This window comes from Marinobacter sp. MDS2, from assembly GCF_030718085.1.
In the GTDB taxonomy this organism is placed as follows: domain Bacteria; phylum Pseudomonadota; class Gammaproteobacteria; order Pseudomonadales; family Oleiphilaceae; genus Marinobacter.
This window is the reverse complement of record NZ_JAVAJF010000003.1, coordinates 216255-236182: the sequence shown is the minus strand read 5'-3', so window position 1 is coordinate 236182 and position 19928 is coordinate 216255. Positions and strand designations below refer to the sequence as shown.

The 19928-nt window shown below is 53.5% G+C and carries 17 protein-coding genes and 2 tRNA genes; 7 read left to right on the top strand and 12 right to left on the bottom strand.

Annotation, left to right across the window (positions count from 1 at the left end; translation table 11 throughout):
- Positions 1-216 precede the first annotated feature (216 nt).
- From Q9245_RS14305 to sdhC, 4 genes are read right to left on the bottom strand one after another with little or no spacing between them, the layout of a single operon-like run.
- Positions 217-921 carry a succinate dehydrogenase iron-sulfur subunit gene (locus tag Q9245_RS14305; RefSeq protein ID WP_247063327.1) on the bottom strand — a complete coding sequence of 235 codons (705 nt, stop codon included), beginning with the start codon at positions 919-921 and terminating at the stop codon, positions 217-219.
- A 15-nt stretch (positions 922-936) separates the two neighbouring features.
- Positions 937-2709: a succinate dehydrogenase flavoprotein subunit gene (gene sdhA, locus Q9245_RS14300; RefSeq protein ID WP_305897815.1), complete on the bottom strand. Its 1773-nt coding sequence runs from the start codon at positions 2707-2709 to the stop codon at positions 937-939.
- A gap of 3 nt (positions 2710-2712) precedes the next feature.
- Complete coding sequence (gene sdhD / locus Q9245_RS14295) at positions 2713-3054, bottom strand: succinate dehydrogenase, hydrophobic membrane anchor protein (RefSeq protein ID WP_371824827.1); 342 nt, start codon at positions 3052-3054, stop codon at positions 2713-2715.
- Positions 3051-3428 carry a succinate dehydrogenase, cytochrome b556 subunit gene (sdhC, locus tag Q9245_RS14290; RefSeq protein WP_305897813.1) on the bottom strand — a complete coding sequence of 126 codons (378 nt, stop codon included), beginning with the start codon at positions 3426-3428 and terminating at the stop codon, positions 3051-3053. Before sdhC ends, sdhD begins: the two co-directional genes overlap by 4 nt.
- Positions 3429-3903: 475 nt before the next feature.
- Between sdhC and gltA the strand changes: the two genes are divergently transcribed.
- Both gltA and Q9245_RS14280 read left to right on the top strand, forming a co-directional pair.
- On the top strand, positions 3904-5178 hold the full coding sequence (gltA, locus tag Q9245_RS14285; protein ID WP_199007289.1) for a citrate synthase: 1275 nt from the start codon (positions 3904-3906) through the stop codon (positions 5176-5178).
- A gap of 82 nt (positions 5179-5260) precedes the next feature.
- The gene (locus tag Q9245_RS14280; RefSeq protein ID WP_305897812.1) at positions 5261-6133 is read left to right on the top strand and encodes an NAD(P)-dependent oxidoreductase; all 873 of its coding nucleotides are present in this window, start codon (positions 5261-5263) and stop codon (positions 6131-6133) included.
- An 87-nt stretch (positions 6134-6220) separates the two neighbouring features.
- Here the strand turns inward: Q9245_RS14280 and topA are convergent, their stop codons facing one another.
- The 3 genes from topA to fadB all read right to left on the bottom strand — a co-directional run bounded on the left by topA (position 6221) and on the right by fadB (position 12482).
- The gene (topA, locus tag Q9245_RS14275; protein ID WP_305897811.1) at positions 6221-8860 is read right to left on the bottom strand and encodes a type I DNA topoisomerase; all 2640 of its coding nucleotides are present in this window, start codon (positions 8858-8860) and stop codon (positions 6221-6223) included.
- A 265-nt stretch (positions 8861-9125) separates the two neighbouring features.
- Positions 9126-10301 carry an acetyl-CoA C-acyltransferase FadA gene (fadA, locus tag Q9245_RS14270; RefSeq protein WP_305897810.1) on the bottom strand — a complete coding sequence of 392 codons (1176 nt, stop codon included), beginning with the start codon at positions 10299-10301 and terminating at the stop codon, positions 9126-9128.
- Between the two features lie 33 nt (positions 10302-10334).
- Positions 10335-12482 carry a fatty acid oxidation complex subunit alpha FadB gene (fadB, locus tag Q9245_RS14265; RefSeq protein WP_305897809.1) on the bottom strand — a complete coding sequence of 716 codons (2148 nt, stop codon included), beginning with the start codon at positions 12480-12482 and terminating at the stop codon, positions 10335-10337.
- Positions 12483-12822: 340 nt separating this feature from the next.
- Here fadB and Q9245_RS14260 point away from each other — a divergent pair, with 340 nt between their 5' ends.
- Positions 12823-13641 (top strand): hypothetical protein, encoded by an 819-nt coding sequence (locus Q9245_RS14260; protein ID WP_305897808.1) that lies wholly within the window; start codon positions 12823-12825, stop codon positions 13639-13641.
- Between the two features lie 116 nt (positions 13642-13757).
- Positions 13758-14189 carry a universal stress protein gene (locus tag Q9245_RS14255; RefSeq protein WP_305897807.1) on the top strand — a complete coding sequence of 144 codons (432 nt, stop codon included), beginning with the start codon at positions 13758-13760 and terminating at the stop codon, positions 14187-14189.
- Positions 14190-14230: 41 nt separating this feature from the next.
- Here the strand turns inward: Q9245_RS14255 and Q9245_RS14250 are convergent, their stop codons facing one another.
- The 4 genes from Q9245_RS14250 to Q9245_RS14235 form a co-directional block, all read right to left on the bottom strand.
- The gene (locus Q9245_RS14250; RefSeq protein ID WP_305897806.1) at positions 14231-16165 is read right to left on the bottom strand and encodes an ATP-binding cassette domain-containing protein; all 1935 of its coding nucleotides are present in this window, start codon (positions 16163-16165) and stop codon (positions 14231-14233) included.
- A gap of 5 nt (positions 16166-16170) precedes the next feature.
- Positions 16171-16968 (bottom strand): MOSC domain-containing protein, encoded by a 798-nt coding sequence (locus tag Q9245_RS14245; RefSeq protein WP_305897805.1) that lies wholly within the window; start codon positions 16966-16968, stop codon positions 16171-16173.
- A 138-nt stretch (positions 16969-17106) separates the two neighbouring features.
- Positions 17107-17182, bottom strand: a tRNA-Gly gene (locus Q9245_RS14240).
- Positions 17183-17354: 172 nt separating this feature from the next.
- Complete coding sequence (locus tag Q9245_RS14235; protein WP_305897804.1) at positions 17355-17957, bottom strand: DUF924 family protein; 603 nt, start codon at positions 17955-17957, stop codon at positions 17355-17357.
- Between the two features lie 54 nt (positions 17958-18011).
- On the opposite strand from Q9245_RS14235, the gene Q9245_RS14230 reads away from it, so the two are divergent.
- The 3 genes from Q9245_RS14230 (at position 18012) to Q9245_RS14220 (ending at position 19493) form a co-directional block, all read left to right on the top strand.
- Positions 18012-18389, top strand: a complete 378-nt coding sequence (locus Q9245_RS14230; protein WP_305897803.1) for a sirohydrochlorin chelatase — start codon at positions 18012-18014, stop codon at positions 18387-18389.
- Positions 18390-18425: 36 nt separating this feature from the next.
- Positions 18426-19331: a TIGR01777 family oxidoreductase gene (locus Q9245_RS14225; protein WP_305897802.1), complete on the top strand. Its 906-nt coding sequence runs from the start codon at positions 18426-18428 to the stop codon at positions 19329-19331.
- Between the two features lie 86 nt (positions 19332-19417).
- Positions 19418-19493 (top strand) — tRNA-Glu (locus tag Q9245_RS14220).
- Between the two features lie 12 nt (positions 19494-19505).
- On the opposite strand, the gene ccoM is transcribed toward Q9245_RS14220, so the two are convergent.
- Positions 19506-19661 (bottom strand): cytochrome c oxidase subunit CcoM, encoded by a 156-nt coding sequence (gene ccoM / locus Q9245_RS14215; RefSeq protein ID WP_305897801.1) that lies wholly within the window; start codon positions 19659-19661, stop codon positions 19506-19508.
- Positions 19662-19928 lie beyond the last annotated feature (267 nt).

The window sequence follows — 19928 nt, the reverse complement described above, 5'->3', positions numbered from 1 at the left end:
CACAACCATTACGGATGTTTCCGTCCCCTGTGATTTGTTGTACTCAGCGACACTGCGAGGAAACCATAGGAAGGGAACCAGGCAGCGGAGTCAGTTTGCATCCTGGTAAGACTTTTGACTATAAGCCTTTGGTTGAAGGCCCCGCATATGCGAGGCCTTCAGGAGTACTAACTGGCACCGGGGTACCAGTATAGCTATTTCTTCGGGATTTGCCCGTCAGGTGGCTCTTTGCAGCAACAAATTCCGAATATGACCAATCGCCTTGGTCGGGTTCAGACCTTTCGGACATACGCTGACGCAGTTCATGATGCCCCTGCAGCGGAATACGCTGAACGGGTCATCCAGCTCAGCCAAACGCTCGGCCTGAGCCGTGTCACGACTGTCTGCAAGAAAACGGTAGGCCTGCAGCAGACCTGCCGGCCCGATGAACTTATCCGGATTCCACCAGAACGAAGGGCACGACGTTGAACAGCATGCACAGAGAATACACTCGTACAGACCATCCAGCTTTTCACGCTCTTCCGGCGACTGCAGGCGCTCAATAGCTGGAGCTGGCTTGTCATTGACCAGGTACGGCATAACCTTTTCGTACTGCTTGTAGAAAAGACCCATGTCGACAACCAGGTCACGAATGACCGGCAGACCCGGTAACGGGCGCAAAACCAGTTTGTTGTTCTTGACCACGTCGGAAACCGGAGTGATGCAAGCCAACCCGTTCTTGCCGTTCATGTTCATGCCGTCAGAACCGCACACGCCTTCGCGGCAGGAACGACGGTAACTCATGGAAGGATCTTTCTCCTTCACGAGATTCAGAACATCCAGAACCATCAGGTCTTTGCCTGCAGGAATCTCAACCTCAACATCCTGCATGTAAGGGGCGTTATCAGCTTCTGGATTGTAGCGATACAGACTTACCAACATATTCAGAATCTCCCCTTAGTAGGTCCGGACTTTCGGCTCGAAGGTCGGAACAGTCTTCGGCGCAAAGTTCACGTCACGCTTGCCCACACGCTTCTCGAGCGGGAAGTACATGGAATGCTTCAGCCAGTTCTCGTCGTCACGCTCGGTGAAATCGTTACGGGCGTGAGCACCACGACTTTCTTTACGCTCATTTGCCGAAATAGCGGTCGCCAATGCAACCTCATACAGGTTATCGAGCTCAAGCGCTTCGATACGAGCTGTATTAAAGGCCTGACTGGTATCAGCCAGCTTGGTCTTGCGAACACGCTCGCCAATCGCTTCCAGCTTCTTGAGACCCTCTTCCATGCTCTTGCCGTCACGGAATACACCGAAGTACAGCTGCATGCAGTTCTGAAGATCCTTACGAACCGCCGCTACATCCTCACCTTCGGATGCATTGTTCAGGCGATCCAGACGCGCCATGGCACGCTTGATGTCTTCATCGCTGGCACTATCCACTTCAAAGCCGCCACGAATCTGCTCTTCAATGTGCAGACCAGCCGCACGACCAAAGACAACCAGATCCAGCAACGAGTTACCGCCCAGACGGTTGGCACCGTGCACGGATACACAAGCCGCTTCACCGCAAGCAAACAGACCCGGGATCGGCTTATCGTTGCCATTTTCGTCTTGGGTCAAGGCCTGACCACCAACGTTAGTCGGTACACCACCCATCATGTAGTGACAGGTCGGAACAACCGGAACCGGCTCTTTTACCGGATCCACGTGAGCAAACGTACGTGACAGCTCACAAATACCCGGCAAACGCAGATTCAGAGTTTCTTCACCCAGGTGATCCAGCTTTAGCAGTACGTGATCCTTTTCAGGGCCACAACCACGTCCTTCCAGAATTTCCAGAACCATGGAGCGCGCAACAACGTCACGACCCGCCAGGTCTTTTGCGTTCGGCGCATAACGCTCCATGAAACGCTCACCTTCGGAGTTGATCAGATAACCGCCCTCACCCCGGCAACCCTCGGTTACCAACGTACCGGCACCGTAGATGCCAGTTGGGTGGAACTGCCACATTTCCATATCCTGAACCGGGAAGCCGGCACGCAGCGCCATACCAATACCGTCACCGGTATTGATCAGTGCGTTGGTTGTAGACGCATAAATACGACCAGCACCACCAGTGGCCAGAACGGTTGCCTTGGATTTGATATAGGCAACTTCACCGGTTTCAATTTCGATGGCCACAACACCAACAACCTCGTTCTTGGAGTTTTTGACCAGATCGACGGCATACCACTCATTAAGGAAGCTGGTGCCGCCTTTCAGGTTTGCCTGGTAAAGAGTGTGCAGGAGCGCGTGACCAGTACGGTCAGCTGCAGCACACGTACGAGCCGCCTGAGTCGGGTTGTCCGGCCCCTTGGACTGACCACCGAAAGGACGCTGATAAATACGACCTTGCTCGGTACGGGAGAACGGCAGCCCCATATGCTCAAGCTCAAATACCGCCTGAGGACCTACAGAACACATGTATTCGATCGCGTCCTGGTCACCGATGTAGTCGGAGCCCTTGACGGTATCGTACATGTGCCAGCGCCAATCATCGTTGGGATCGGCACTTGCGATCGCACAAGTAATACCGCCCTGAGCGGATACTGTGTGCGAGCGGGTCGGAAATACTTTCGTGATACACGCGGTGTTAAGGCCAGACTCAGTCAGCTGGAGGGCGGCTCGCATACCAGCTCCACCACCACCGATAACAATCGCGTCGTAAGACATGGTTTTGATGTTAGACATCGATTAAAGCCCCCAAAGGATCTGAATGCCCCACACGACATATACGAACATCACTAGGATGCAAGCTGCCTGCAGCAAGAAACGCGGAAGTGCCGATTTGATATAGTCAGTGGAAACGGTCCACAAACCGACCCACGCATGCCCGGCAATAGAAAGCAGCGCCAGCAGGCTAAAGATCTTGAACCAACCCTGATTGAACAGCGCAGCCCAAGCCTGGTAATCAACGTCAGTCGTGGCAAAGAAGCCCAAAAGGAACAGCGTATAAAGAGCCAACACATAGGCTGTAGCACGCTGAATGATCCAATCTTGAATCCCGTTACGACCGATATTCGTTACACTGTTCATGCCCATACCCAGACTCCTGCCAGAACAATCAGAACAATGGAAACCACTAGCGTGATTTTCGCGGCAAGGCGACCGCTCTCAAGCTCTTCGCCAATACCAGCGTCCATCAGCAGGTGCTTAATGCCCGCAACGAGGTGGTACAGCAGAGCAGACAGGATGCCCCAGGTAATCAGCTTTGCCAGGAAGCTGTCCAGCAGTTCATTTACACGATTGAAGCCATCTTCTCCGGACAAGGAGAGATCCAAGCCGTACATCAGGAAAGCAACACCCACAAAGATGATGATGCCGCTGATGCGATGCAGGATCGAAGTAATGGCTGGCAGCGGAAAATGGAACTTGCCGAGATCGAGATTTACTGGTCGTTTGCTATTCACAGCGCTCTCACACTCTCTTTTGGTTCCGCAAAACCGATATTCCGGCAGCGGATGGTTAGTATGTTGGGACCGGAGAATCGATACGAAACCGATAACCGATTGGTTCAGGAGGGCGGATGGCAACCCGATAGCTTGCTATGCTATAGCCTGCAGGCAGGCGCATCCCCGATTCCGGGCTACGGATTATAAGGAGACACCTCGGTAATTACAAACCTGCAACCACGCTGAAAGCCTTGTCAGCCGCACACCAGATTTACCCATTCAGCTTATTGACAAATATTTTTCAGCGCGCAAAGCGCCGAATTCCCGCGCTTCAGAGCCAACTTTTGCCGATGTAAATCCGTGTTTTCATCATCAATAGATTGACAAAAAAAGCTAACGCCCTATATTTTGCCGCCAGTTTTGCGATAATACGCGCCTTCTCGCGCATCGATAAATGCAAAGAGCTGTTAAGCTAATTGAACAGGAGAGCACCATGACCGACAGGAAAGCCACGCTCTCGGTGGGAGATAAGTCCATTGAGCTTCCGGTTTACTCCGGCACCGTCGGCCCTGACGTTATTGACGTACGCGGGCTAGTCCAGGAAGGCGTTTTTACTTACGATCCAGGCTTTGTTTCTACCGCAGCCTGCGAATCCGCTATCACTTATATCGATGGCGCCAACGGCGTTCTGTTGCATCGGGGCTACCCGATCGACCAGCTCGCTGAAAAATCCGACTTCCTTGAAGTGTGCTACCTCCTCCTGAACGGCGAACTGCCGAGCGAAGAAGAGAACAAGCGCTTCCACACCACCATTAAAAACCACACCATGCTGCACGACCAGATGCGCAACTTCTTCAACGGCTTCCGCCGTGATGCGCACCCGATGGCAATTATGTGTGGGGTTGTCGGAGCGCTGTCCGCGTTCTACCACGACCAGATGGATGTTGGCGATCCGAAGCAGCGTGAGATCACCGCTCACCGCCTGATCGCGAAAATGCCAACCATTGCGGCCTGGTGTTACAAATACTCCGTAGGCCAGCCGTTCATGTACCCGCGCAACGACCTGTCATACGCAGAAAACTTCCTGCAAATGATGTTTGGCACACCGTGCGAAGAGTACAAACCGAACCCGGTTCTCGCGAATGCGATGGACAAGATCTTCATTCTGCACGCAGATCACGAGCAGAACGCCTCAACCTCCACAGTTCGCCTGGCAGGTTCCACTGGCGCCAACCCATACGCCTGCATCGCCTCCGGCATCGCGGCACTGTGGGGCCCGGCACACGGCGGCGCGAACGAAGCCGTTCTGGACATGCTGGCCGAGATCGGTGACGAATCCAATATTGAAAAGTTCATCGCAAAGGCGAAAGACAAAGACGATCCGTTCCGCCTGATGGGCTTTGGTCACCGGGTTTACAAGAACTTCGACCCGCGCGCCAAGGTTATGGCTCAAACCGCTCACGAAGTGTTGAGCGAGCTCGGCCTGGAGAACGACCCTCTGCTGAAGATCGCCCAGCGTCTGGAAAAAATCGCCTTGGAAGACGAATACTTCGTGAAGCGTCAGCTTTACCCGAACGTCGACTTCTACTCCGGCATCATTCTGAAAGCTATCGGTATTCCAACCTCCATGTTTACCGTTATTTTCGCAATGTCCCGGACAATCGGCTGGTTCTCACACTGGAACGAAATGGTCAGCGGCGCCAACCGCATCGGCCGCCCTCGCCAGTTGTACACCGGCTCGCCGAAGCGCGATTACCCGAACAAGTAATTGCTTTGGGCACACCGGAAAACACACAAAGGCCGCTGATTACAGCGGCCTTTGTGTTTGTAACGGAAAAAGGAGATCAATAATGACAACAACAGCCGCTTTTATTGGACTAGGCGTAATGGGGTACCCCATGGCCGGCCACCTGGCCAAAGCCGGCATTTTGGTGAAGGTGTGGAATCGATCCGGCGAAAAAGCCGAACAGTGGGCCGGCGAATACCCCGGAACCGCCTGCCGGACAATTTCCGAGGCGGTTCGGAACGCCGACTTCGTTATGACGTGCGTGGGGGCTGACAACGACCTTCTAGCCGTTTACGAAGGCCCTGAAGGCATTATCGAAAACGCACCCAAGGGCGCAACCCTGATTGACCACACCACCGCCTCAGCCGGCATCGCCGAACACCTTTCGGCAGCCGCGGCCCAAGCCGGCCAGGGCTTTATTGATGCCCCCGTATCCGGCGGCCAGCAAGGCGCCGAGAACGGCCAGCTAACCATTATGTGCGGCGGAGAACAGGTAGATTACGACAAAGCCGCACCCATCATGGAGCACTACGCCCGCGCCCTCAATCTGATGGGCCCGACTGGCAGTGGCCAGAAAACCAAAATGGTGAACCAAATCGCCATCGCAGGCCTGATTCAAGGGCTATCCGAGGCCCTGCACTTCGCCGAGGAAGCAGACCTGGACATCCGGAAAGTCGTGGACGTGATTTCCAAAGGGGCCGCGCAATCCTGGCAGATGGAAAACCGCTCAGCCACCATGGCGGACGGTAAATTTGACTACGGCTTTGCCGTGGACTGGATGCGTAAAGATTTGGGGATATGCTTGCAGGAAGCCAACCGGAACGGCGCAACCTTGCCGGTCACCGCGCTGGTGGATCAGTTCTATGGGGATGTACAAAAGATGGGCGGAAACCGTTGGGATACTTCTTCACTGATTCAACGGCTTCGCAAGAAATAATCAGTATGCAATCGCAGTAAACCACTTCGGACACCTGCAGGAAGCGCCCTTCTCTCCGGCACTTCCTGCAAGCTTCAATGCGCTGGACTATTTTTTCTTGTCCCTCGGCACCCAACGGCCGTTCTCATACCAGGCAGACCAGCCCGTCGCTTTGCCGTCTTTCTCCGACATGACGTACTGCTCTTTGGTTTTCCGACTGTAGCGAATCACGGTCGGGTTACCTTCGGGATCTTTCTCCGGCGCATCCATCAGATAATCGTGCTTCGGATCAATCTCCTTGCGATGCGGCTTAATTTCCATGACCAAAGGTGGCCGGGTTTCCCGGTTTTTCGGGAATTTGCTCGCAGCCAGGAACAACCCCGAGGCACCATCACGCAGAACGTAGGTGTCGTCTACCTTTTGACACTTCAACTCCGGCATAGGCACCGGATCCATTTTGGGAGGCGCCGGCTCACCGCTCTTCAGCAGCTTACGGGTATTTTTGCAGTCGTCACTGGTGCAACCGAAGTACTTACCGAAACGGCCTGTCTTGAGCTGCATTTCAGAGCCGCACTTGTCACACTCAAGGGTCGGCCCGTCGTAGCCCTTGATCCGGAACGTGCCCTGCTCCACTTCATAGCCAGAGCAGTCTGGATTGTTGCCACACACATGCAACTTACGGGTTTCATCAACCAGATAGCTGTCCATGGCCGTGCCACACTTACCACAACGACGCTTCATTCGCAGAAGACGGGTCTCACCTTCGCCTTCCACATCTTCATCGGCACTGACCACCTCATCACCAGACACCAGATTGATGGTTGTCTTGCAACGCTCTTTCGGCGGTAACGCATAGCCTGAACAACCCAGAAAAACACCGGTACTCGCCACGCGAATCTGCATGTTTCGGGCACAACTGGGACACGGTATGTCCGTTTCAGTGGGCGTATTGGCGCGCATCCCACCTTCCGCCTGGCTTGCGCCGTCAAGCTGCTTGCGGAACTTCGCGTAAAAGTCGTTCAGCACCTTCTTCCAGTTCACATCGCCGCCTGCAATATGATCCAGCTCATCTTCGAGGCGCGCTGTAAAATCATAATCCATCAGATTCGGGAAGGACTCAGCCAAACGCTCGGTGACAATCTCGCCCATCTTCTCTGCGTAGAAACGGCGGTTCTGCAATCGCACATAACCACGATCCTGGATGGTCGAAATAATCGAAGCATAGGTAGATGGCCGACCAATGCCCTGCTTTTCCAACTCTTTTACCAGACTCGCTTCGGTATAACGCGGCGACGGCTTGGTGAAGTGTTGCGTAGGATCCAGCTTGCCCAAATCGAGCGCTTCATCCACCTTGATGTCCGGCAACGCCACATCTTCATCCTTTTTGGACGACTGGGGAGCAGCCTTCAGGAAACCTTCAAACTTAACGATGCGCCCACGAGTACGAAGCTCGTAATCGCCATTCGCCACTACAATAGAGGTACTCAGAAACTCTGCGTCAGCCATTTGGCACGCGATGAACTGGCGCCAAATCAAGTCGTAAAGCTTCTCAGCGTCTTTCTCCAGACCGGAAATATCCGATGGCCTACGAGTCACATCAGACGGACGAATAGCCTCGTGCGCTTCCTGAGCGCCCTCCTTGCTGCCGTATAGGCGCGGCGCGTCCGGCAAGTAACGGTCGCCAAACTGCTTTTGGACAAACTCCCGACAACTTTCAACCGCATCTTTGCTCAAGTTGGTGGAGTCGGTACGCATATAGGTGATATAGCCCGCTTCGTACAAACGCTGCGCTAACATCATGGTCTTCTTGACACTGAAGCCCATCCGGTTACTGGCCGCTTGCTGCAGCGTCGAGGTAATAAACGGAGCCGAGGGCTTTGAACGGGTCGGTTTATCCTCCCGCTTGGCAACCTTGAAGCTACCCTCGTTAAGGCGAGCCACATGCTCGTTACTCTGAGCCTCGTTAGTCGGGCGATAAGGCTTACCGGCGTAGCGAGTGACCTCAAAGCGCACTGGCTGTTTTGCTTCACTTGCTTTCAGATCGGCATGCAACTGCCAAAACTCTTCCGGAACAAACTTACGTATTTCCCGTTCGCGCTCGACAATCAGGCGCACCGCAACAGACTGTACGCGCCCCGCCGACAAACCACGGGCAATCTTGCTCCACAACAACGGCGAAACCATGTAGCCCACCACCCGGTCGAGGAAACGACGAGCTTGCTGCGCGTTTACGCGATCGGTATCAAGATTACCCGGATCTTCAAATGCTTCCTGAATGGCACGCTTGGTGATTTCGTTGAACACCACCCGACGGTACTTTTCGGGCTCGCCACCAATGGTTTCCTGGAGATGCCATGCTATGGCCTCCCCCTCTCTATCCAAATCCGTTGCGAGATAGATGTGGTCTGCATTTTTGGCCAAACGCTTTAATTCACTGACCACTTTCTCTTTGCCCGGCAGGACCTGGTATCGCGCACTCCAGTCGCGATCCGGATCGACACCCATGCGCGCAACCAGCTGTTCTCTGGCTTTACGCTTCTTGTGCTCGACCTTTTCCTCAGGACTCAACTTACGTGTCGCAGCCGCCTGTTTGGCCCGCTCTTTGGGGTCAGACTGACTGCCACTGCCACTGACAGGCAGGTCACGAATGTGGCCAACGCTCGACTTAACAATGAAGTCCGAGCCCAGATACTTGTTGATGGTCTTCGCTTTCGCTGGAGACTCGACAATAACGAGACTTTTACCCATATCGGAGATCTATATCCTTGGCGGCGAATCGGTTAATAACTGAACAAACCGCAAACTCGCATAAAAATCAGGCAACTGGAAACGTAAAGGTTGCCATTATGTATAGGCTCACTGTTTTACAGGGTCAAGAATGGCAAGACAACCCATTCTTTAACTTGAAACAGTCTTTTTCTGATTTTTTGGCACCAAACAAGAGCACCAGAAACAGGAAGGCCCGGCATAAGCCGGGCCTCCTGAGAAAGCGTTACTGATCTCGGTTACTCGATCAGAGACGCTCCCAGACCGTCGCAATGCCCTGACCCAAACCGATACACATGGTGGATACACCAAGCTTACCGCCTTTGGCCTGCATAACGTTCAGCAGGGTGGTAGAGATACGGGCACCGGAGCAGCCCAGCGGATGCCCAAGAGCAATCGCGCCGCCGTTCAGGTTAACCTTCTCTTCCATTACACCCAGAAGCTTCAGGTCTTTCAGCACTGGCAGAGACTGACCAGCAAACGCTTCGTTCAGCTCCCAGAAGTCGATATCTTCAACTTTCAGGCCTGCACGCTTCAGCGCTTTCTTGGTCGCCGGAACCGGGCCGTAACCCATGATCGCGGGATCACAGCCGGCTACTGCCATGCTGCGGATCTTGGCGATTGGCTTCAGGCCAAGGGCTTCAGCACGCTCTGCGGACATCAGTACCATGGCAGCGGCACCGTCAGTCAACTGTGAAGAAGTACCTGCAGTCACGGTACCGTTCTTCGGATCAAAAGCCGGCTTCAGCTGGCCCAGTGATTCCGCAGTGGTTTCCGGACGAATGGTTTCGTCTTCTTCGATCAGCTTCACAAAGCCGTTTTCATCATGACCCTGTACAGGAACGATTTCGTTCTTGAAGCGGCCTTCAACCGTGGCTTCGTGAGCCAAACGGTGAGAACGCGCACCAAATTCGTCCTGCTGCTCACGGGTAATACCGTGCATTTTAGCCAGCATTTCTGCAGTCAGGCCCATCATGTTGGACGCTTTCGCAGAGTACTTGGATGCAGCCGGGTTGTGGTCGAAGCCAGCAGTCATAGGTACGTGACCCATGTGCTCAACACCACCAACCATGAACACATCACCGTTACCGGTCATGATGGCCTGGGCCGCAGTGTGGATGGCGCTCATAGCGGAGCCACACAGACGGTTTACAGTTTGTGCTGCAGACTCGTGCGGGATACGGGTCAGCAGAGAAATCTGCCGAGCCACGTTAAAGCCCTGCTCTTTAGTCTGGTTTACACAGCCCCAGATTACATCTTCAACTTCTTTCGGGTCGAGCTTCGGGTTGCGCTCGAACAGTGCGTCGATCAGCGTAGCCGACAGGGTTTCCGCACGTACGTTACGGAAGCAACCGTTTTTGGCACGACCCATCGGAGTCCGTACGCAATCGACGACGACAACGTCTCTCGGATTAAGGCTCATTGATCTTTCTCCGTTCGGAAATCTCTTTCAGGGTTAGCCAAAGAATTTTTCGCCAGTCTTGGCCATTTCACGCAGCTTCTCGGTCGGGTGATACAAAGGACCCAGATCTGCAAACTTGTCTGCCAGTTCAACGAACTTGTCTACACCCATATCATCGATGTAGCGCAGCGCACCACCACGGAACGGCGGGAAGCCGATACCGAAGATGAGGCCCATATCTGCGTCGGCAGGATCTTCTACGATGCCATCTTCCAGGCAGCGTACAGTTTCCAGACACAGAGGGATCATCATACGGGCAATGATGTCTTCGTCGCTGAATTCGTTCTTGGCTTGTACTACTGGCTCAAGCAGCTTGTAGGTTTCTTCGTCTACAACTTTCTTCTGCTTGCCCTTGCGGTCCAGCTCGTACTTGTAGAAACCAACATCGTTCTTCTGACCGTAACGGTTGTTTTCAAACATTACGTCGATAGCCGTGGTTTCTGCGTGCTTCATACGATCCGGGAAGCCGTCGGCCATGACTTCACCAGCGTGCTTGCCGGTATCCATGCCAACAACGTCCAGCAGATACGCAGGACCCATCGGCCAGCCGAACTTTTCCATAACCTTGTCGACTTTCTGGAAGTCGGCGCCGTCACGGACCAGGCCTACAAAGCCACCAAAGTACGGGAACAGTACACGGTTAACCAGGAAGCCCGGGCAATCGTTAACAACGATCGGAGTCTTGCCCATGGCCTTGGCGTAAGCAACGGTGGTCGCGATCGCGCGGTCACTGGTCTTCTCGCCGCGGATAACCTCAACCAGCGGCATCATGTGTACCGGGTTGAAGAAGTGCATGCCACAGAAGTTTTCCGGACGCTTCAGGTTTTTAGCCAGAAGGTTGATGGAAATTGTGGAGGTGTTAGAGGTCAGGATAGCGTCTTCGCGAACCGCATCTTCGGTTTCACGCAGAACGGCATCTTTCACCTTCGGGTTCTCAACAACTGCTTCAACAACCAGGTCTACGTTCTTGAAATCGCCGTAGTTTAGGGTTGGAGTGATGCTGTTCAGAACGTCGGCCATCTTGCCAGCGTCCATACGACCTTTATCAACACGCTTGGACAGAAGCTTCTTGGCTTCTTTCAGGCCCAGCGCGATGCCGTCCTGGTTGATGTCCTTCATGATGATCGGCGTGCCTTTCAGTGCGGACTGGTAAGCAACACCACCACCCATGATACCGGCGCCCAATACAGCGGCCAGTTTCACATCAGAGGCTTCTTTTTCCCATGCGCTGGCTTTCTTCTTCAGCGCCTGGTCGTTCAGGAACAGACCTACCAGACAAGCGGCAACATTGGTCTTGGCCATTTTGGCGAAGCCTTTGGCTTCGACTTCAAGAGCCTTGTCGCGAGTCATGCCGGCATGCTTCTGCATGGTCTTGATCGCTTCAACTGGTGCCGGATAGTTCTTACCCGCTTTGCCAGCAACAAACGCTTTGGAGATCTCGAACGCCATCATGCTTTCCATAGCGTTCAGCTTGATCTTGCCCTTTTTCTCTTCACGGCGCGCCTGATTATCCAGCTTACCTTCGTTGCACTGATTGATAATGGCAACAGCAGCGGCAACCAGTTGGTCTGGAGCAACTACGGCATCAACAGCGCCAACTTTCAGAGCGGCATCAGCACGATTCTCAGTACCACCGGCAATCCACTCAACCGCGTTATCAACGCCGACAAGACGCGACAAACGTACGGTGCCACCAAAGCCCGGGAAAATACCCAGCTTGGTTTCTGGTAGTCCTACCTTGGCTTTAGGTGCCATTACACGGTAGTCCGTAGCCAGACACATTTCGAAACCACCACCCAGAGCGATACCATTGATGGCGGTAACGGTCGGGAACGGCAGGTCTTCGATGGCGTTGAATACTTCGTTCGCCTTCAAGTTGTTGGCGACAAGCTCTTCCTCTGAACCCGCAAACAGCTCGGTAAATTCGGTGATGTCTGCACCGACGATGAAGCTGTCTTTAGAGCTGGTTACAACCAGACCCTTCAGGTTCTTCTGGGATTTGAGTGCTTCAGCTGCGGCGCCTAGCTCTTCGATAGTGAGACGGTTGAACTTATTGACTGACTCGCCTTGCAAGTCAAAGTCCAACTGAGCGATCCCACCGTCGATCTCTTTAACCGTGATGGCTTTACCTTCGTAAATCATCAACTGATCTCCAGTCTGTGTTTGGAACTGCTGACAACCAGCGAACGCGATGCGCTACACCGGCCGTTTGTGCAGCGAGATTTCGGTCACTGCCCGATCTTTCCGATCCAAAATTCATACAGTTGTTTGAATCGTGAGGGCACACGATGAAAAAAAATGGAGCGTTTGTCAATTTGTTTCTTTCAGAGGCGCCGCGAAACTCAGCGAGAACTTGAGCGGAACTAGCTCACGGAACCCTCCGTAACCGCCGGAAACTACTTGATAAGCCGACTCAGTTACTTTAACTTCGCTGAACGATGATAGTCCACAATAATAAAACCGCATTACGGAGACTCTTCCGATGACCGGCAGTCGCACGCGCTTTACCTCACTCCTCTCGGCAATTGTGTTGTTTTCACTGGTCGCTTTTGGCGCCCGGGCCCAAGAAACAGGCGGCGAGTTTTTGGCCGATCTACACGACTTCCGCGTCAACAACTACCTCGCCGTGGATGCCTTTTATAACTTCAGCGCAACGGGCGACACGGAAACCCTGAACCGGATTGTCGTAGCCATCAATAAAGCGAATGACGCCATGAATTCGGTAATTGCCAGCACCAGTGGCGTGCTTTCGCCAGACCAGATCGAGGGCCTCAATCAGTCGTTCGACAAGTTCAAGGACCTCATGCGCAGCAACATCAATGAGGTTCGTGATCGAGGCTACCCCGATCTTCGCTTGATGGCTGATATGGCTGACAAAGCTCTTACAATGAACGTAACAGCCACCGAGCTGTACGGTATCGCCCAAGAGAATAGCGGCGCGAAAGCCGACGACCGGATCGAATCTGCCAGGTCTGCATCGGTGCTCATGGCTCAGATGATGGCTCGTTACGCAGCGCGCACCCATTCATCGGTATCACAAACGTTCCAGGGCGCTACCACCGAAGTCCCCCTGGATGAGCAAGCCAAAACATTCGATACCTACCTGGAAAACGTAAGCGCAGGCTCACCCACTGGCGAACTCAAGGCGATTCTGAGCGACATTTCGTCAAAGTGGCAATTTATTCGAAGCTCATACGTCAACTACAACGACAACAACGTGTCGTTCATCATCGACCGCTACTCCAAAGGCATTATTAAGGGTTTGGCGTCCGCCATTGAACTGATGAACAACAACAGCTAGACCATCTGCCGTCAGGGCAGAAGCGTCTTTCTGCCCTCACTCCCCCTTCCCTTTCATCCGCTACCGAACGGTACTATGCTTGGTTTATGCGTTATAAATCACATAGGAGTGAAAGCATGCCGACGTACAAACGAATGCTGGTGGCAATTGATTTAACGGAAGAGGCCCCGCAAGTTTTGGACAAAGCGAAAGCGATCTGTGAAGCCCATGGCGCCAAGCTAATTCTTGCACACGTCGTGGAGCCGGTTGGTTATGCTTATGGCGGTGACATCCCCATGGACCTTTCGGAATTGCAGGACCAACTGGACAAAGCGGCCAAAGAACAACTCGGGAAGTACGGGGAGCAGTACGGTATCAGCAAAGACGATCAGATTGTGACCGTAGGCCGGCCTGAGTCTGAGATCCACCGCTTGGTAGACGAACACGATATTGATCTGACTATTGTGGGCAGCCATGGCCGGAAAGGCTTTCAGCTTCTGCTAGGTTCCACGGCGAACGGGGTATTGCACGGAACCGAGTGCGATGTCCTGGCCATCAGAATTCACTGAGCCGAAATAAACGGGGGCATTTTCGTGCCCCCTTTTGGTCCCTATTGGCTAGCCTGCTCTTCCAGCTCCATCCAACGTTCGATGACGCCCTCGAGTTGCGCTTCAGCTTCGCTCAAGGCTTCCAAGGTGGCAGCCACCTCTTCAGGCGATTTGGCATAGAAATCTGAAGCAGAAACCTCACCCTGCAAAGCCGCCACTCGAGTTTCGAGCGCCTCAATTTTGCCCGGTAACTGCTCGAGCTCAAGCTTGAGTTTGTAACTGAGCTTGACCGGCTTGGGCTTTGAAGAGCGCGCTGCAGCCTCATCAGATTTCGTGCTCCCAGCCTCACCGGCTTCCTTGCCTCGCTTATCCTGCTTATCAGGCCGGCTCCCCGAGGCCTCCGATGGGAAGGTTCCGCCTTGGCGGCGCCAGTCACTGTATCCACCAACATACTCCCGCGCCGACCCCGTGCCATCCAGGAAGATCACATCCGTTACGACGTTATCGAGAAACTCACGGTCGTGACTAATGACCAGTACCGTACCCTTGAACTCGGATACCTGCTCTTCCAGCAGCTCGAGCGTTTCTACGTCCAGATCGTTGGTCGGCTCATCCAACACCAGTATATTTGCAGGCTTGCTGAACAACTTCGCCAACAACAGTCTCGCCCTTTCGCCCCCGGAAAACACACTGACCGGCGAGCGTGCACGCTCGGGGGTAAACAGAAACTCCTGCAAGTAGCCGAGCACGTGCTTACTTTGGCCATTGATCTCGATGAATTCACGCCCTTCCGAGAGATTGTCTAGCGCGTTCTTCTCGAGATCCAACTCACCACGCAGCTGATCAAAGTACGCAACTTTCAGATTGGTACCCAACCGTATACTGCCGGAGCTGGGCTCCAGCTCGCCCAAGAGCAATCGCACCAGCGTTGTTTTACCGGTGCCATTTTCGCCCACCAGACCAATTTTATCACCACGAAGAACCGTGAGATCCAAATCCCGAATGATCGGCGACTGCTGAGGATAAGCAAAATCCGCATGACTGGCTTCCGCGACCAATTTTCCGGAGCGCGCTGCTTCTTCCACTGCAAAGCTGGCAGTCCCTCCACGAACGCGCCTCTGCCGATGCTCTTCGCGCATCGCCTTCAAATGCCGAACCCGCCCCATGTTCCGGGTTCGCCGCGCCTTGATACCTTGGCGGATCCACGCCTCTTCCTGTTTCAGTCGCTTGTCGAACAAGGCATTCTGTCGCTCTTCTTCTTCCAGCGCCTTTTCCTTGAGCTCAAGGTATTTATCGTAAGTTGCGGAAAAACTGACCAACTGACCACGATCCAACTCAACGACACGCGTCGCCATGCGCCGGATAAACGCCCTATCGTGACTCACAAACAGCATCGCGCCGCGGAACTGGCCTAACGCATCCTCAAGCCAGGCAATGGCCGGAACATCCAAATGGTTCGTTGGCTCATCCAACAACAAAACATCCGGCTCAGCCACCAGAGCTTTAGCCAGCAACACACGCCGCTGCCAGCCACCCGACAGAGTATTCAGCGGCCGGTCCGGCTCTACACCGTATTGCGCCAGAATAGTGGTAACTTTTTGATCAAGGCGCCAGCCATCCAGTGCCTCCAAACGCTCCTGAACAACCATCATTTTATTCAGACTGTCTTCGTCGGCCTGCTGGGAAAGGTGATGAAACTGAGCCAGCAACTCGCCTGTTTCGGGGAAGGCTGACGCTACCACCTCATAGGCCGTTCGCGAATCTTCTGACGGCAGGTTCTGAGGCAACACCGACAACACAGCGCCCTCTTCCAATCGAACCACGCCGCTCTCTGGTACGACATCACCTTTAACAATTTTGAGCAGCGTCGATTTACCCTCGCCGTTCCGACCAAGCAAACAGACTCGCTCGCCCGGCTCAACAACCAAAGACGCTCCATCTAACAGCGGATGCATTCCAAACGACAGGGAGATTTTATCCAAGGTTAACAAAGGCACTGTAACTAACACTCCTGCTCAAAAATAGAAACGGAATCCCCAACTGAAACTCTGCCACATCCATCGTGCACAGCATTTTGGCCGAAGATCACGCCGTCCCCGGTTTTTCGGTAGCCCGACAGAGTCTTGAGCGGTTCCGTATCAGGATCTTTCTTTCCGGTATCAGGATCAACGGTCGTCAACACACACCGAGAGCACGGCTTAACCACGCGAAAGTTAACACCGCCAACGGTGAGTGCACGCCAGGCATCTTCAGCCCAAGGGCCTGCGCCGGAGATCACAATATTTGGACGAAACCGACGAATATCGACTGCTGTCGGAAGCCGACCATTCAACTCTTCCAGCGATGCGGCATTGGCTATAAGAAAAGGGAAGCCATCCGCAAACCCGACTCGACGAACATCCGAAACCCGCTCCGGATCCACTCTGCGAAACGTTGAATCCGGCATATATACTAGCCGCAATGGCTCACCACAAAAGCCACTCAGCGCTTCATTTACAGCTTGTTGCGCTTCACTGGCAAGAACCTGATCGCGCCACACCGTTACTTCCTGCTGCTGAGATGTGGGCTTCAAAGCGAATTCACCTTGCCCCGGAATACCAATGCTCACCACTCCGTCATGCAGGCTGACCTCAATCAATGCCAAGCGGGGCAATCGCCTCTGGGTGACAAACTTCCCAAGCCCATCAACGATCATCCAACGGCGATCTCCGGAAGGACCAAAATCATCCAGCTCCAGATATGGCACGGAGATACCGGAAAGGGATTTTACCGGGTAGATAAAGAGAGACAGCACGTTCATAGAAAAGACCTGGGACACGCGGTTACGAAAACGAGACGACAGAGTATAACCGACGCGGATAGCTAAAACAGAAAGGAGACAAATTGCCAAGCATGAATAGCAAAAAACCCGACACAAAGGTCGGGTTTTTCTAAATTCTGGAGCGGGAAACGAGATTCGAACTCGCGACCCCAACCTTGGCAAGGTTGTGCTCTACCAACTGAGCTATTCCCGCTTTTCAGTTGCGAGGCATTGCCTCTCAACGGCTGCGTATTCTACTGATCCCGGCCCGGTCGTCAACCGTTTTTAATAACTTTTTTTCAAAAAAACAGATTGCTCAAATATCAACCTGCCATGGTCCGCAGCAATGCCTACATTCCAGCAAAGCTGGCAGCCCCACCGCTCAGCTATTGCCCATATCGGGAACCGCTGCGCAAATAGGCTTCTTCCTCCTCTGTGGAAACCCGCCCAAGCGCCCGGTTACGGTGCGGGAACCGGCCATAGTTCAGGATAACCTGCCGATGGTCTTCTGCAGACTGCACAAAACTTTCGAGAAATTCACCAAGCAGGCCAGACTCCGTAGCCGCCAATTGCCGATAGCACTGTACCGACAATTCCTGATCATCCCGCTTTTCGGAGTGCTGCAGTGGCATGTACATAAACGCACGCATAACCGATGGCAAGGCGACATCAAAGCCTCGTCGCATGGCTGCCTTACAACGTTCTCTGGCAAACCGGTCGTGCTCAAAGGCAAGCGAGGTGCCCCGGTAGATGTTTCGGGTGAACTGATCCAGCAAAATGATCTCCGCCAACGCTCCGCCAGCCTGAGCTCTCCAATTCTCCAGCCCCTGCTCTGACGCGAACACAACCAGAGACATAAAACGCCGTCTTATTTCCTGATCAAAAGCGCGGTCGGACCGGAACCAGCGATTCCGATGAAATGTATCCGGTAATCCCTGCTCATCTAATTCGCCAAACCAGAAGTCCAAAAGCTCTTTCCAATCGAACATTACTCAACTCCCTGATACATTAACCATAGACTGATAAACCGTTCCGGAGATGCTATGACCAGTACGCACCATATCATTTTGCTCGCCCACGGCAGCAGCGACAGACGCTGGTGCGAAACCTTCGAGAAACTCGCCGAACCCACACTAAATTCCATAGAAAACTCTACCATTGCCTATATGGAGCTCGCCGAGCCTTCGATGGATACGGTTGTTACGCAGGCGAAATCGCAGGGCGCCAGCCAGTTTACCGTGGTCCCCCTGTTTCTTGCCGCCGGCCGGCATTTACGCAAGGACGTACCGGCAATGCTCAAGGCGATCTCTGAAGAGCACGCGGTGACGATGCGGTTGGCGGACCCGATTGGCTATAACCCTCAACTCGGGCTAGCAATAAGAGATGTCGTGCAGGAAGAACTGGCGAAACCGGCAGAATAGAAACACCGACGGTTAACAGATAATCGGGAGATCGGCATGTCCAAGAAAATTTTGATCACCGGAGGTACGGGCTTCATCGGTCGGGTGTTATGCAAACACCTACTAAAGGCCGGGCATACACTCACGGTACTGAGCCGGCAAAAACCAGCGACGGTGAAAGCCATCTGCGGCAAAGTCGAGCCAGTCGCTGACCTTAATCTGTTAAAAGCTCACCCAGGCTTCGATGCCGTCTTTAATCTTGCCGGGGAAGGCATTGCAGACAAACGCTGGTCACCGGAACGAAAAGCCAGCCTGCTGGATAGCCGAGTCGCACTGACCCTCGCACTGGTGAGCGTGATCAGATCCTGGGAAAAATTACCCGAGGTTTTGGTTTCAGGCTCAGCGGTTGGCTTCTATGGCGACCAACAGGATCACCTTGTTACTGAAGACACCCCACCGAATCCAGAATTCACTCATCAACTCTGTTCGGAATGGGAAGACGCGGCGCTTTCCCTGCAAGCGGATGGAGTAAGGGTATGTCTTTCGCGCACAGGGCTCGTTGTCGGCAAAGGCGGGGGCTTCCTTGACCGCATGATCCTGCCCTTCAAGTTAGGCCTGGGCGGCAAGTTAGGCAGCGGACATCAATATATGCCCTGGGTGCATCGTGAGGATGTTGTCGCTGGCCTGATCTGGATGCTTGAGAACCAACTGAGCCATGGTCCATATAACATGGTTAGCCCAAACCCGGTCACCAACGAGGAATTTACGCGCACACTTGCACGCGTGTTAAAGCGGCCCGCAATCCTCCCGGCACCGGCGCCCATTCTAAAACTGGCTCTGGGCGAAATGGCAGGATTGCTTCTTACCGGACAGAAGGCAGTACCAGCGCGCCTGCAGTCGGACGGATTCGAGTTTAGCCACCCCGATTTAAAGGCGGCCTTAAACGCCAGCGTAAAAAAATAAAACTTTTTGAAAATAATCGTTGACAGCCCCGCGGTCGATACTTAATATACGCGCCATCTCGACGAGGCAAGTCAAGAAAACGTTGCGTCCCCTTCGTCTAGTGGCCTAGGACTCCGCCCTTTCACGGCGGCAACAGGGGTTCGAACCCCCTAGGGGACGCCAATTTTTTTCTTCCTACGACAAGCCCATTTGGCTTCGGCCTATCCCGCTTTTCGCTTTCTTATCGTGTCGCTCCTGGTCTTTGACGATAAAGACAGCAACACCGACAAAAAAGCTGATCATCAGCAATACAGTTGCAATTCCTGCAAACACGACCACATCCATAAACATAAACACCTCCAACAACGCTTTAGCTGTTTCAAATTGAATAAGCTCAGCTTACGCGCTGCACGGAATTGAGTATTGATCTGCATCAAATACGGGTCGCTGCCAGAGCTGCCCACCGAAGCTGAGAAGTGCACCTCCTTTTGCTATTACCAAGACGCAAATCCTAAGCATTTGAAAAAGACTGCTGCTATAGTCAGTTTTTAACAACTTGTTTACATGCTCAAATTAGGGATTGCCAGGGATATGGCGGCTCATCTCGGAACCACATGC

Coding starts and splice junctions, on each gene's coding strand:
- sdhD (WP_371824827.1), bottom strand. CDS start 3,054: ATGAACAGTGTAACGAATATCGGTCGTAACGGGATTCAAGATTGGATC.
- Q9245_RS14235 (WP_305897804.1), bottom strand. CDS start 17,957: ATGTTCGATTGGAAAGAGCTTTTGGACTTCTGGTTTGGCGAATTAGAT.
- Q9245_RS14280 (WP_305897812.1), top strand. CDS start 5,261: ATGACAACAACAGCCGCTTTTATTGGACTAGGCGTAATGGGGTACCCC.
- Q9245_RS14305 (WP_247063327.1), bottom strand. CDS start 921: ATGTTGGTAAGTCTGTATCGCTACAATCCAGAAGCTGATAACGCCCCT.
- ccoM (WP_305897801.1), bottom strand. CDS start 19,661: ATGTTTATGGATGTGGTCGTGTTTGCAGGAATTGCAACTGTATTGCTG.
- fadB (WP_305897809.1), bottom strand. CDS start 12,482: ATGATTTACGAAGGTAAAGCCATCACGGTTAAAGAGATCGACGGTGGG.
- Q9245_RS14255 (WP_305897807.1), top strand. CDS start 13,758: ATGCCGACGTACAAACGAATGCTGGTGGCAATTGATTTAACGGAAGAG.
- topA (WP_305897811.1), bottom strand. CDS start 8,860: ATGGGTAAAAGTCTCGTTATTGTCGAGTCTCCAGCGAAAGCGAAGACC.
- fadA (WP_305897810.1), bottom strand. CDS start 10,301: ATGAGCCTTAATCCGAGAGACGTTGTCGTCGTCGATTGCGTACGGACT.
- Q9245_RS14230 (WP_305897803.1), top strand. CDS start 18,012: ATGACCAGTACGCACCATATCATTTTGCTCGCCCACGGCAGCAGCGAC.
- gltA (WP_199007289.1), top strand. CDS start 3,904: ATGACCGACAGGAAAGCCACGCTCTCGGTGGGAGATAAGTCCATTGAG.
- sdhA (WP_305897815.1), bottom strand. CDS start 2,709: ATGTCTAACATCAAAACCATGTCTTACGACGCGATTGTTATCGGTGGT.
- Q9245_RS14260 (WP_305897808.1), top strand. CDS start 12,823: ATGACCGGCAGTCGCACGCGCTTTACCTCACTCCTCTCGGCAATTGTG.
- Q9245_RS14245 (WP_305897805.1), bottom strand. CDS start 16,968: ATGAACGTGCTGTCTCTCTTTATCTACCCGGTAAAATCCCTTTCCGGT.
- Q9245_RS14225 (WP_305897802.1), top strand. CDS start 18,426: ATGTCCAAGAAAATTTTGATCACCGGAGGTACGGGCTTCATCGGTCGG.